This window comes from Paenibacillus sp. NEAU-GSW1, assembly GCF_009737085.1.
In the GTDB taxonomy this organism is placed as follows: domain Bacteria; phylum Bacillota; class Bacilli; order Paenibacillales; family Paenibacillaceae; genus Pristimantibacillus.
Map to the genome: position 1 here is coordinate 29505 of NZ_WOVL01000018.1, position 12032 is coordinate 41536.

Annotated in this window: 11 protein-coding genes; all 11 read right to left on the minus strand. The window is 49.8% G+C overall.

What is annotated here, in order from left to right:
• Positions 1 to 91 precede the first annotated feature (91 nt).
• The 11 genes from GOM71_RS15050 to GOM71_RS24110 all read right to left on the minus strand — a co-directional run bounded on the left by GOM71_RS15050 (position 92) and on the right by GOM71_RS24110 (position 11949).
• The gene (locus GOM71_RS15050) at positions 92 to 2266 is read right to left on the minus strand and encodes a methyl-accepting chemotaxis protein (protein WP_253944864.1); all 2175 of its coding nucleotides are present in this window, start codon (positions 2264 to 2266) and stop codon (positions 92 to 94) included.
• A gap of 270 nt (positions 2267 to 2536) precedes the next feature.
• Positions 2537 to 3799, minus strand: coding sequence for a peptidase U32 family protein (locus GOM71_RS15055; RefSeq protein WP_156282504.1), 1263 nt, complete (start codon positions 3797 to 3799; stop codon positions 2537 to 2539).
• Between the two features lie 23 nt (positions 3800 to 3822).
• The gene (locus GOM71_RS15060) at positions 3823 to 4776 is read right to left on the minus strand and encodes a peptidase U32 family protein (protein WP_156282506.1); all 954 of its coding nucleotides are present in this window, start codon (positions 4774 to 4776) and stop codon (positions 3823 to 3825) included.
• 5 nt (positions 4777 to 4781) lie between these two features.
• Positions 4782 to 5831 carry an endolytic transglycosylase MltG gene (gene mltG / locus GOM71_RS15065; RefSeq protein ID WP_156282609.1) on the minus strand — a complete coding sequence of 350 codons (1050 nt, stop codon included), beginning with the start codon at positions 5829 to 5831 and terminating at the stop codon, positions 4782 to 4784.
• Positions 5832 to 6049: 218 nt separating this feature from the next.
• Positions 6050 to 6358 carry a DUF1292 domain-containing protein gene (locus tag GOM71_RS15070; protein WP_156282508.1) on the minus strand — a complete coding sequence of 103 codons (309 nt, stop codon included), beginning with the start codon at positions 6356 to 6358 and terminating at the stop codon, positions 6050 to 6052.
• Complete coding sequence (locus tag GOM71_RS15075; RefSeq protein ID WP_156282510.1) at positions 6358 to 6654, minus strand: DUF1292 domain-containing protein; 297 nt, start codon at positions 6652 to 6654, stop codon at positions 6358 to 6360. Before GOM71_RS15075 ends, GOM71_RS15070 begins: the two co-directional genes overlap by 1 nt.
• An 8-nt stretch (positions 6655 to 6662) precedes the next feature.
• Positions 6663 to 7079 carry a Holliday junction resolvase RuvX gene (gene ruvX, locus GOM71_RS15080; protein WP_156282512.1) on the minus strand — a complete coding sequence of 139 codons (417 nt, stop codon included), beginning with the start codon at positions 7077 to 7079 and terminating at the stop codon, positions 6663 to 6665.
• Positions 7080 to 7103: 24 nt separating this feature from the next.
• The gene (locus GOM71_RS15085) at positions 7104 to 7364 is read right to left on the minus strand and encodes an IreB family regulatory phosphoprotein (RefSeq protein WP_156282514.1); all 261 of its coding nucleotides are present in this window, start codon (positions 7362 to 7364) and stop codon (positions 7104 to 7106) included.
• A gap of 93 nt (positions 7365 to 7457) precedes the next feature.
• Positions 7458 to 10091 (minus strand): alanine--tRNA ligase, encoded by a 2634-nt coding sequence (alaS, locus tag GOM71_RS15090; RefSeq protein ID WP_156282516.1) that lies wholly within the window; start codon positions 10089 to 10091, stop codon positions 7458 to 7460.
• A 394-nt stretch (positions 10092 to 10485) separates the two neighbouring features.
• On the minus strand, positions 10486 to 11556 hold the full coding sequence (locus GOM71_RS15095; protein WP_156282518.1) for an AI-2E family transporter: 1071 nt from the start codon (positions 11554 to 11556) through the stop codon (positions 10486 to 10488).
• 231 nt (positions 11557 to 11787) lie between these two features.
• Positions 11788 to 11949 carry a hypothetical protein gene (locus tag GOM71_RS24110; protein ID WP_216651756.1) on the minus strand — a complete coding sequence of 54 codons (162 nt, stop codon included), beginning with the start codon at positions 11947 to 11949 and terminating at the stop codon, positions 11788 to 11790.
• Between the last annotated feature and the right edge of the window lie 83 nt (positions 11950 to 12032).

The following is a 12032-nucleotide window of genomic DNA, read 5'->3' on the forward strand; positions in this document are numbered from 1 at the left end:
TTTCATAACTTCTGCTAGATGCATTATCGCCTTATTCCCGCACAAAAAAACCGCCCAACCGGAATTCAATATTCCGATTGAGCGGTGCTTCTTAATCAATTTTGAATTTCGCAAGCGATTCTTTCAATTGGCGAGAAACGGTATCCAGTCGCTCCGAAAGCGATACGAGACCATTGCTGATGCTAAGCTGTTCGGTGCTAAGCGATGCTACCTCTTCGGAGGTTGCCGACGACTGCTGCGCAACCGCGCTTACGTTCGCCATTGCTTCGTTCAATACCAATTGCGACTGATCAAGCATGCCAATCGAGCCGGTAACCGAATCGAGCTTTGTAACGAATTGTCCCATTTGGTTTTGAACCGATAAGAAGATTTGGTTCGCTTCTTTAACCGAACCGATCTGCTCTTGGAACAACGGATACGCATCGGACAGAACCTTTACCGTCTCTTCAATTTCGTTGCCGATATTTCCGGTAATCTGCGATACGATATCAATTGACTGGCGCGTCTGATCGGCAAGCTTGCGGATTTCATCCGCTACGACCATAAATCCTTTGCCTGCCGCACCGGCACGAGCCGCTTCAATCGTAGCGTTCAAGGACAAAATGTTAGTTTGCTTCGTCAAATTGTTCAGTACATCGAGAATTTTGACGATCGATCCTGTGCTTTCTTTCAGCTTATCGACCTTCTCCACCATCGAGCGAGTCATTTCTTCGGTTTGACCGGTTTTTTCGATCAATACGCCCATGTAAGCTGTACCTTGCTGACTCGACTGCTGCACATCACCGGCCGAAGCGACCATTTGTCCATTCGCTTCCATAACCGATTTCATTTGCACGTTAATGTTGTTGGTCAAATCGCTGCCTTTTTCCGCTTCTACTGCAAGGCTTCCAGCCCCATTAGCAATTTCTTCAGTAGCAACCGAAATTTCTCTTGCCGATACCGCCGTTTTCTTCGACGCATCGGTCAGTTCGCTGGCAGTCGCCAGCACCTCTTCCGCCGACATTGTCGTTCGCTTGGCAAGCTCCGTAATTTGAATCATCATTTTGTTAAAGCTTTCGCCCAATTGGCCAATTTCGTCCTGACGTTTCTTCATCGTCGACCGGACTGTCAAGTTTCCGCGCTCGCCTTCGTTCATCAAATTTCGAATCTGAACGAGCGGCAGCGCGATCGTCCGGATGACGAGAAAGCCGATCAACATGGCCAGTATTGCCGCCGCTCCGACTGTAATCCAGGTCAGCTTGTTGATTACGTTAGCGTCTTTAACGAGCTCATTGACAGGGATAGTGCCAATCAGCTTCCAACCTGTCGATTCTAACGTCGTATAAGCAGCAAGCACATCTCCGTCGCTAATTGACGTTTTGAGCGATCCGCTTTCCTCTTCAGGCACTTTCACTTGATGCGGCTTTCCTAACAACTCTGTTTCGTTAGCCGTAATCATGTTATTGTTGGCGTCGATAATCGAAACTTGACTTCCAACCCCTAATGCGATTCCGTTAACCTTCTCCATAATCTTTTCGATATTGATTTCCATCAGCATTAAGTAATGCCCTTCGCTTGTCGTGCTATTATTCATAACACGGCCAACGCCGATCGAGGGTTTCTTGTTCGTGCTGCCGAAACCAGTCGGCTGTGTTTCTACCCAGAAAGATTTGCCGCCGCCTTCCTTGATCTTGGCAAACCATTCGCTTTTAATCATCTCATCAATAACGGCGGATCCTGCTCCTCCGCCAGTTACCAATTCGACACTGTCATCCAGCGGAAGCAAATAAATGCCGTTAATTGTGTTGTTGCCCATAACAAAAGTGCTAAGCATGTCCCCAAGATCCTTGCGGGCTTCGAAAACCGTAAAATCATCCGCCGCTTCTACCTGTTTCGTTACCAAGCTATGAAAATCTTTGTCAATCATAATTTGCATCGTCAAATCATCATAGTTATCAAATATGGTATCCAGGTTGTCTGCAGCCTGATTGATGGTTTGATAGCTGGCGTCGGACACTTTGCGCTCGACAATTTTCTTTGTTTGCCCGTAAGCCAGTTGCCCTACTGCCAGCACGCAAGCGATAATGCTGACAAATATGACGATAAAAAGCTTCGTGCCTACTGACCTTACCGGACTCGATAGCTTCGTATCCTTGAGCGCGCTAATGCCTGCTTTCGCCATATTCGAGCTTGACGCCCCCAGTGATTGCGCTTTCAATGATTTACTAAAGAATGATGTTTTGCCGCCTTCGGTTGAGCCCGTTTCCCGTTTCTTTTTCCCTGGCATGGTAGGCACCGCCTCTTTCGATTGTTGATCTGCTAATGGTGTGGCGTATAGAACGCGAGTGTTGCGGCTAGTTCTTTAAACCTAATTATGTATTGGTTATATAACCCTATTATTTTATATCGGCTATCAATTGTCAATTGATAATACATGATGTTCAACGAATTGCACAATTTCGACAGTTTTATTTTTAAAATGATCGGTTCTATCAAAGTTATTGCCCGTTTATGACGATAAAAAAGGCCGGGAACGCAATCGTTCCCGACCCTCTGCTTACCTTTTCCCGATCTTTTTGCGCATCAAATCCATTGGCTTAACCGGCTTCGCCGTCCGGATTCGCAGACGCTGCAGCGGATGGCGCGCCGCGTCGAGCGCATTGCCTTCCTCATCCTCGATTGCTTCAATCATCTGTTTGAAGAAGGTGCCTCCCGGACCGACAAACTCAACCTCTTGCCCAGGTTTGAAATGATTGCGCTGCTGAACGACAGCAATGCCGCTCGTTTCATCATATTCCAGCACGACTCCGGCAAAATCATAAGGCGCTGCTTTGTCCTCCGGCTCGTAAATATGATCCTCCGCCCCTGGCGTATCCAGGAAAAAGCCTGTATTTAACGGACGATTCGCCGCTTTATTGATTTCCTCGACCCATTCCGGTTTCAGCACATAGCCTTCCGGGTCTTCGAAATAGGCGTCAATCGCCTGCCGATATACGTTTACTACCGTTGCGACATAGTGCAAGCTTTTCATCCGGCCTTCAATCTTAAAGCTGTCCACGCCGACCTCGATTAGCTCCGGCATATATTCGATCATGCACAAATCTTTAGAGCCCATCGTAAACGGATCGGCTTCTTCATCGTACAGTGGCGCTTCGTCCACGAACAAATCGTACTTCCAGCGGCACGACTGGCAGCAGCCGCCGCGATTGGAGTCGCGGTCCGTAAAGTGGTTGCTCAGCACGCATCTGCCCGAATACGAGGAACACATCGCACCGTGAATAAATGCTTCGATCTCAATATCGACATTCGCTTTAATTTCGGCGATTTCCTTAAAGCTGGTCTCGCGGCCAAGCACGACGCGCGGCAGCCCTTCATCCTTCCAAAACTTGACGGCCTGCCAGTTCAATGTTGATTGCTGCGTGCTTAAATGCACTTCAAGCTTCGGCGCTGCCCGCTGCGCCGTCTCGATAATGATCGGGTCTGCCGCGATAATCGCTGCAATACCGGCCTCCTCAAGCTTTTGCAAATAGTGCTCCAGTCCTGCGATATCCTCATCATGGGCATAAATGTTTGTCGCAACGAACACTTTCGCTCCGTACTTCGCAGCGAATTCGACGCCTTCCTTCATTTCCTCAAAGCTGAAATTGTCCGCGTTGGAGCGCAAGCCGTATTTCTGTCCGCCTATATATACCGCATCGGCTCCATAGTGGACGGCAAATTTCAGCTTTTCCAAATTACCGGCGGGCGCAAGCAGCTCCGGACGGTCAAGCCGATTCCTTTTCCCCGTATAGCGCGGTGATTTCTGTTCTGTCGTTGTCATTGTTGTCGTTCACCTCCACATCATTAATACACTTGCTCTTTATAAAAAAATCCGTAGCTTAGCTCGCGGTTCGGATCCTGCAGCGCTTTAATCGAATCGAGCCATTCCTCTTGGAATTGGTAGCTCTCCGGATCGGCCAAATAAGCATCAATCGCTAAGCGATAAGCTTTAACGACAGCCGTGTTATAGGCGATTGGCTTCAAAAAGCCTTCGATTTTCAAGCTGTCCGTTCCAATCTCAAGCAACTCATGGATATTCTCAAGCATGCACAAATCGTCTGAGCTCATAATATGGGTGCCGTTCGCATCCTCATAGATCGGATAACGTTCGCCCGGCCGCTCGTCCTCGGTTAAAAACAAACCGCTTGAATGGTCGATGCTGCTTAGCTTTCCGGCATCCTGCTGATGCTCCAAATAGCTGTTGACGAGTGAACGCTTGGAATGATAAATGTTCGTCAGGCCATGAACCTGCACTTCCAGCTGCATCGCCGTCGCCGATTTCATTTCGATAATCTGATCCATATTGAGCTCGCGCGCGAGAACGAACCGAGTCGCTCCGCGGCGTCCCCAATATTCCGCCGTACGATAGTTCGTCGAAGTCATCTCTGCGTTCCAATGAAGCGGCATTCCCGGCGCTTCTACCTTAGCCGTCATCAGAACAGCCGGATCACCGAAAATGATGGCGTCCACTCCCGCATCCGAAAGTCCGCGGATATAGGCAGGCAGCGAATCAAGCGTATCGTTGGCGATCAAGTTATTAACGGATACATAGATGCGAACGCCTCGCGGATGAGCCAGCTTGACTGCTTCCGCGATGTTCGCCAAATCGAATTCTCCTGCTAGACGCATGCCGTATCGGGCTTCTCCGATGACAAAAGCGTCCGCACCTGCGTCCATCAGCATAACAAGCTCTTCCATAGACGCGGCTGTAGTCAGCAGCTCCGGTTTATACGCGTCGGCATTAGCCTTAGCTGTCATAACGATTACTCTCCTTGCTTAGCAGTCTGGTTGCTTTTCTCGATGTTTCTCAAATGCTCTTTATACGTAGCGGCAAACAAATGCGTTTGCGAGCCGTCTTTTTTCGTTACATAGTAGAAGAAATCCGTATCTTCCGGATAGAGGGCTGCTTGAATGGACGCAAAGCTTGGGCTTGCAATCGGACCCGGAGGCAAACCGTTAATTTTGTACGTGTTGTACGGGCTGTCCACCTGCAAATCCTTCTCCATCAATCTTTCCTTCGGTTTATCCAGCAAGTATTGCACTGTCGCGTCAATTTGCAGCGGCATTCCTTTTTTCAACCGGTTGCTGATGACGCCGGCCACGACTGCCCGTTCTTCATCCACAACGACTTCGCGCTCAACGAGCGAGGCAATCGTCAACAGCTGGTGAAGCGAGAGCTTGCGTTCGGCAAGCACATCTTCCCATCCTTCCGGAAGATCAGCCAGCTTTTTGTCCAGCTCCTCCATCATCCGCTGCAAAATATCAGCCTCGGTGCTGTCCACTTTCATCTCATACGTTTCCGGGAACAAATAGCCTTCCAAGCGGTGATGAAGCTTGGCGTCTGTTGGTATGGAACGAATCGCTTCCGCATCGCCCCAATCGGACTGCTTGTCCGCAGCTTCGAGGAATGCAGCTTTGTCAATCAGTTTCTCTTCTGCCAGTTTGTCGGCAATTTGAAGCAGCGTAAAGCCTTCCGGGATCGTAAATTTTATCGTTTCCTCGGCAACGGTTTCTCCGCTGTTCAGCTTTGCAATAATCTCTGCGTTCGTCATGCCGGGCTTAAGCTCATAAACTCCGGCTTGGAAACGGTCGCCCTCATCCTTAAGCTTCAAGTAATACTTAAACAGAAAGGAATTTTTAATAATGCCTTGCTCTTCAAGCACATCAGAAACTGCGAAAGCCGAGGAGCCTTTTTTAATTTCCACTTGCTTCACTTCGCCTGCCTTCGTCGGCTGCAAACCGATCCACAGGTACAAAAAGACGCTGCCCGCGCCAATAATAAAAATGCTGAACAAACTAATTACAACCCACATTGCGATGCGAGCCGAACTTGGCCCGGATTTTTTACGAACTGATTTACTCAACTAACTTCCTCCTTACATCAGGATCTTTGAGCGGAGCTCAAAGTCACTCATCTTCCTCAAAGTCACTCATCTTCCTCATAGTCACTCCGCTTTTGGCGAAAACTTCATTACGCCGCGAAAAAGAGCGGTGTGAGCCGCTCTTTTTGTATAACCTATCCAGTTGCACCTTAAGGCATTTCTTCGCCGGCAAAAAGCAAATCATCGTAAGCCTCTGCAGCCAGCTCCCATTCCTCGTCATCCTCAATGGTCTCCAGCTGCGGCTCGCCGCTGTCCGACAAAATCACGCGGAACAGCTCGACTTCCTGCTCCTTCTTCATTGCCGCCGATTGAAGCGCCGCATAAACATATGGTCCTAGTTGAAATTCAGCCATAATCACGAATTTCTCAAGGCCGCCTTCCTCGGCAACGAGCTCTAGCTCGTTGCCGAATGTTTCCTTCAGCCGCTCAAGCGGTACAGGAACGAGACGTTCGTCCATTAATTGTCTTCCTCCATCTCGCCAAGCAGCGTGTTAAACGTTTCCTCGACGATGTTCCATTCTTCTTCGTCTTCAATCGTGTACAGCTTCAAATCATCGCCGTCTTCTTCATAGCGGAAAGCATACACTTCATCTTCCTCTTCACTTTCGCCCGCAAGCGGAACAACCATCATATATTTCGAATCAGAGCCGTCCACTTCGAACTTCATGATGACTTCGAATTCTTCTTCGTTGCCGTCTTCATCCGGAATATAAATGATTTCCGGTTCCTCAAACTGCATGTCATCCTTTGTCATCTTAACCCTCACCTTTTCGTTTTAGAATCGAGATAATTTTGCAAAATGAGCGTAGCCGCCATTTTGTCCACTACAAGCTTTCGCTTCTTCCGGCTAACGTCTGCTTCAATTAACGTTCGTTCAGCGGATACAGTCGTTAGCCGTTCATCCCAAAGGTGAACAGGCAAGTTCAAATCATTACGCAACTGCTCTGCGAAGGCAATGCTAATTTCACCGCGAGGGCCGATCGTATTATTCATGTTTTTCGGTAATCCGACGACGATCTCGCTTACTTCATGCGCTTTCACAAGCTCGGCGATCCGATTCACCTCGCTGCCGTCGCGGCGCTTCGGAATGACTTCCACGCCTTGCGCGGTCCAGCCGAAGGCGTCGCTTACCGCAACGCCGATTCTAACGTCGCCGTAATCCAATCCCATTGTTCTCATCGCTTCAGCCCGGCTCCTGATCGTTTATTTCTTATTGTTCAAATAGAAGCGGACTAGCTCCTCAATGAGTTCATCGCGTTCTTTTTTACGGATTAAGCTTCTGGCGTTGTTATGCCGAGGAATGTAAGCGGGATCTCCGGACAGCAAGTACCCTACAATCTGATTGATCGGATTGTACTCCTTCTCGAGAAGCGCCTCATACACCGTCAGCAAAATGTCTTGTGAGGAAGTATCGACGTCTTCCCCCTTCACACTAAACTTCATCGTCTTGTCCATGGAACTCATCGCCAGTACCTCGCTTTCATTCTGACATCAAAGTCACTCTGAAACCTCAAAGTTACACCGTTTTCCTGAATGTCACAAGTTTTTACAATGCTATCATATCACATTTGATTGGTTAAGAACCAGTTCTTCCGCAAGTTTCAGCGCTTCGTCCAGCTTGGAAGCGTCCTTGCCGCCTGCTTGGGCCATGTCAGGACGTCCGCCGCCGCTGCCGCCGCAATGGACAGCCGCTTCTTTAATAATCTTGCCGGCATGGAATCCTTTTTTCACAAGATCGGCGGATACCGCTGCGACAAGATTGACTTTGTCGTCTTGAACCGCGCCAAGCACGATGACCGCAGACGGAAGCTTCAGCTTCAGCTCATCGGCGATTCCGCGCAACGCGTCCATCGAAGGCGCGCTCACTTTAGCCGTCAGCACGGTCACATCGCCAACCGTTCTCGCATTGTCTTCAAGCGAACCTGCTTCGATCCGGCTCAGCTTCGCTTGCAGCGACTCGTTATCGCGGCCGAGCTCTTTCACTTGGCCGAACAGCGCTTCAATCCGTTTAGGAACGTCAGCTGTGCTCGATTTAAGCAAATTCGATGCTTGCTTGAGCAGTTCAAGCTGTCCTTCCATGTAGCTGAACGCATGGCGGCCGGTAACCGCTTCGATACGGCGGACGCCGGAGCCGATGCCGCTTTCGCCAAGCAGCTTGAACAGGCCGATTTGCGAGGTGTTGGCAACATGGCAGCCGCCGCAAAGCTCAACGCTGTAGCTTCCAACTTGAACAACGCGTACGATGTCGCCGTATTTCTCGCCGAACAACGCCATTGCGCCCATTGCTTTTGCTTCCGCGATCGCTTTGCTCTCGATAACAACCTGCGTGCCGAGCCATACTTGCTCATTGACGCGACGTTCGATTTCCGTCAACTCTTCAGCTGTAATGCTGCCGAAGTGCGAGAAGTCAAAGCGGAGGCGATCCGGTTCAACGAGCGAGCCCGCTTGGTTAACATGGTCGCCAAGCACTTCTTTCAGCGCTTTGTGCAGCAAATGCGTTGCCGTATGGTTTTTGATAATATCCTCGCGGACCGAACGCGCTACAGCCGCATCGACTTTCTCGCCAGCGCGAACCGTGCCTGCGACTACCGTCGCGTGGTGAACGCTTTGTCCGTGCGGAGCTTTCGTTACATCGTCGATCTGCAACTCGAAGCCTTTGCCTGTAATCGTGCCGCGGTCGCCGATTTGGCCGCCGCTTTCCGCATAGAATGGAGTACGGTCGAGCAAAACAAGCACTTTGCTGCCTTCGCCCGCAATATCAACCAATGCATCGTCATGTACGATCGCTGTGATGACAGACTCCGTTACGAGTTCATTATAGCCAACAAACTCGCTTTTAACCGTAAAGTCGCTAAGCGGACCGCCTTGTACTTTCATGCTGCCCGTGTCTTGGCGAGCTGCCCGAGCGCGTTCGCGCTGCGCTTCCATCGCTGCATCGAATCCTTCGCGGTCAACTGTCATGCCGTTTTCTGCAGCGAAGTCTTCCGTCAAGTCAAACGGGAAGCCGTATGTGTCATAAAGCTTAAATGCGTCGTCGCCGTTAATTCCAGCCGTACCTGCTTTTCGAGCTTCCTCAACGAGGTCGGATAGCATAGCCAAACCTTCGGACAGCGTTTCGTGGAAACGCTCTTCCTCTGTGCGGATAACGCGTTCGATAAACTCGCGTTTGTCGACAACCTCCGGATAATAAACGCCCATTACTTCGCCTACAACTGGCGTCAGTTCATACAGGAACGGACGGTCGATTCCGATCGTTTTTCCGTAACGGACAGCACGGCGAAGCAAACGGCGGATAATGTAGCCGCGGCCTTCGTTGGATGGCATTACGCCGTCGCCAACTGCAAAAGCCACCGTACGGATATGGTCCGCAATGACTTTCAACGCCACATCATGCTCTTCGTTTACATGGTACTTCACGCCGGCAATGCTGCAAGTCCGTTCGATAATCGGCATGAAAAGATCCGTATCGAAGTTAGAGTCCACATCTTGCAAAATGGAAGCGAAACGTTCGAGGCCAGCGCCTGTATCGATGTTTTTATTAGGAAGCGGCGTGTAGCTGCCGTCTTTGTTATGGTTGAATTGCGAGAATACGAGGTTCCACACTTCGAGGAAGCGCTCGTTTTCGCCGCCCGGCCAGCACTCCGGATCGTTAAGGTCGCCGTACTTGTCGCCGCGATCATAGAAAATTTCAGTACAAGGTCCGCAAGGCCCTTCACCGATATCCCAGAAATTTTCGTCGAGCTTATAAATGCGCTCAAGCGGCAAGCCGATATTTTCGTTCCAGAACTTCAGCGCCTCTTCGTCTTCGGTATAGACCGTAACGGACAAGCGGTCCGGATCGAAGCCGATCCATTCCTTGCTCGTCAGAAACTCCCATGCCCATGTAATAACTTCTTCTTTAAAGTAGTCGCCGATTGAGAAATTGCCCAGCATTTCAAAAAAGGTGTGGTGACGGCGCGTTTTGCCGACATTCTCGATGTCATTGGTACGGATACATTTTTGCGAGTTCGTAATGCGCGGATTATCCGGGATGACACGGCCGTCGAAGTAAGGCTTAAGCGGTGCCATGCCAGCGTTAATCCACAGCAAAGACGGATCGTTATGCGGCACAAGCGATGCGCTTGGCTCGATGTGATGCCCTTTGCTTTCGAAAAATTGAAGCCATTTGGAACGGATTTCACTAGCTTTCATTGGTTAAACGCCTCCATATCTCATCAATTATTGTTCTGCTGTCCGCGTTGCTTTCCGCCTCTTGCGGCTTGCGTTTTGGGTCAGAGAACATAAAAAAGCCCCTGTCAGAGACAGGGACGAATTTACAATCGCGGTACCACCCTGGTTATTGCAAGCCATGCGTTCGTCATTCGACGCTATCGCACAGGCAGAGCAATCGCCTTGTTCGGACGTTAACGGGTCCTGGCCGGTGAAGTTTGTTCACACTCCGAAATTAGCTTTCAGTCGATCTTCATCATGAACACTATTGCAGCCATCGCATTTGTGCGAAGAAGCGTTCTCTCTGGTTGAAGGGCTTCGACTTACTTCTTTTCATCAACGTTTGTATAAAGTATATCGGCCGACATGTCCGCTGTCAAATTATCTTTCGGCGCACGTAGTAAGCGAACATATGCTGTACAATGACCTTCAGCGCGGCAAAGATCGGCACAGCCAAGATCATCCCGACAATGCCGGCCAGCTCTCCTCCGACAAGCAAGGCAAAAATGATCGCAAGCGGGTGCATATGCAGCGTTCTGCCGACTACTTGCGGGGAGACGACATTGCTCTCCAGCACTTGACAAGCCATGTTGACGACGGCTACTAGAATGACAAGCTTAATGGATACCGTTGAGGCAACGAGCACCGCCGGAGCGGCGCCGAAGAACGGTCCTAAATACGGAATGATGTTCGTTATCGCAACAATCGAAGCCAATAGCAGCGGGTACGGAATGCCGATGATCAAGTAGCCGATATAAGCCAGGATCCCAACAATCGCGCAGACGATAAACTGCCCTCTTATATAGCTGCCAAGGGCGGAGTCGATGTCTTTCAGCAGTCTGACCGTGTTTTTTCGATGCGACTTCGGAACGTACGTAATAACGGTTCGCTCGAATACGTCGAAGTCCTTCAAAATATAAAACGCAAGGAACGGTATAATGAAGGCAATAAATACAGCGTTGACGACCGATCCGATATTATTGACAAAATGAACGAGCGTTTCCGAAAGCTTTTTCTCCATGTGGGCAAGCGATTTGTTAAAGCCATCGCGAAACGTTTCCGGCAAAAAGGACGTATTGTTTAAATCCGTCACAAGGCTTTGCGCCCGCATCGTCAAGTCCGGAACATGATGATTCAGCTCTTGCACCTGCTGCAGGAACATTGGAATGACATTGACCAAGACGACCGCCAGCGCCGCGCAAAACACTGCATAAATAAGCAGCACCGCTACTGTTCGCGGCACCTTTCGCGAGTGAAGCATCGATACGACCGGATTCAGGACGTACGAGATTATCATCGCAATAAGGAATGGCGCAAGGATCGCTTTAAGAAAGCTATATAAGTGCAAAATGATTGGCTTTACGAGCAGCAATAAATATAAAGCCAGTAATGCAAGAATGAAATAAATTAGTCCAACGAACAGACGGCTTCGCGTAAACCGCTCCATCGCCAGCACCCCCCGCTCTTCCATTTGCCCCAGGCTAGCGCGCTTTTTAACCGCATCTAATAAAGTATATGTACAAGTCTGGGGATTCATCCATGGGGATAGCGTACAGGTTGGGTGGCGTGATGGTTGCTCGCTTCTGGGATGTGATGTATGTGCGGATGCTAGTGCTGATGTGAATGCGGATGTGGATGCGGATGTGGATGTGGATGCAAGCTCGCTGCGCGATTCGGCTCATGCTGCCGTTCTCGATCCCATCTCCCCCATCGCTACCGCGATTCCGATGAATAGAATCTTCGAAAAGTCATCATGATCTCGAATCGCTACACTCACTTTCCTCACCTGTACTGTTAAAAAAAGGGGAGCCGCTTCGCCTTTATCTTTGGCTTCGCTCATCTATGCACGCTCGCTGCGCGATTCGGCTCAAGCTGCCGTTCTCAATCCCATCTCCCCATCACTACCGCTATTCCGATGAATAG

Bases quoted from the DNA above. Each gene is read 5' to 3' on its own strand.
- ruvX (WP_156282512.1), bottom strand. From the start codon at position 7,079: ATGAGAACAATGGGATTGGATTACGGCGACGTTAGAATCGGCGTTGCG.
- GOM71_RS15050 (WP_253944864.1), bottom strand. From the start codon at position 2,266: ATGCCAGGGAAAAAGAAACGGGAAACGGGCTCAACCGAAGGCGGCAAA.
- GOM71_RS15085 (WP_156282514.1), bottom strand. From the start codon at position 7,364: ATGAGTTCCATGGACAAGACGATGAAGTTTAGTGTGAAGGGGGAAGAC.
- alaS (WP_156282516.1), bottom strand. From the start codon at position 10,091: ATGAAAGCTAGTGAAATCCGTTCCAAATGGCTTCAATTTTTCGAAAGC.
- mltG (WP_156282609.1), bottom strand. From the start codon at position 5,831: ATGTGGGTTGTAATTAGTTTGTTCAGCATTTTTATTATTGGCGCGGGC.
- GOM71_RS15060 (WP_156282506.1), bottom strand. From the start codon at position 4,776: ATGACAGCTAAGGCTAATGCCGACGCGTATAAACCGGAGCTGCTGACT.
- GOM71_RS15095 (WP_156282518.1), bottom strand. From the start codon at position 11,556: ATGGAGCGGTTTACGCGAAGCCGTCTGTTCGTTGGACTAATTTATTTC.
- GOM71_RS24110 (WP_216651756.1), bottom strand. From the start codon at position 11,949: ATGAGCGAAGCCAAAGATAAAGGCGAAGCGGCTCCCCTTTTTTTAACA.
- GOM71_RS15055 (WP_156282504.1), bottom strand. From the start codon at position 3,799: ATGACAACGACAGAACAGAAATCACCGCGCTATACGGGGAAAAGGAAT.
- GOM71_RS15070 (WP_156282508.1), bottom strand. From the start codon at position 6,358: ATGGACGAACGTCTCGTTCCTGTACCGCTTGAGCGGCTGAAGGAAACA.
- GOM71_RS15075 (WP_156282510.1), bottom strand. From the start codon at position 6,654: ATGACAAAGGATGACATGCAGTTTGAGGAACCGGAAATCATTTATATT.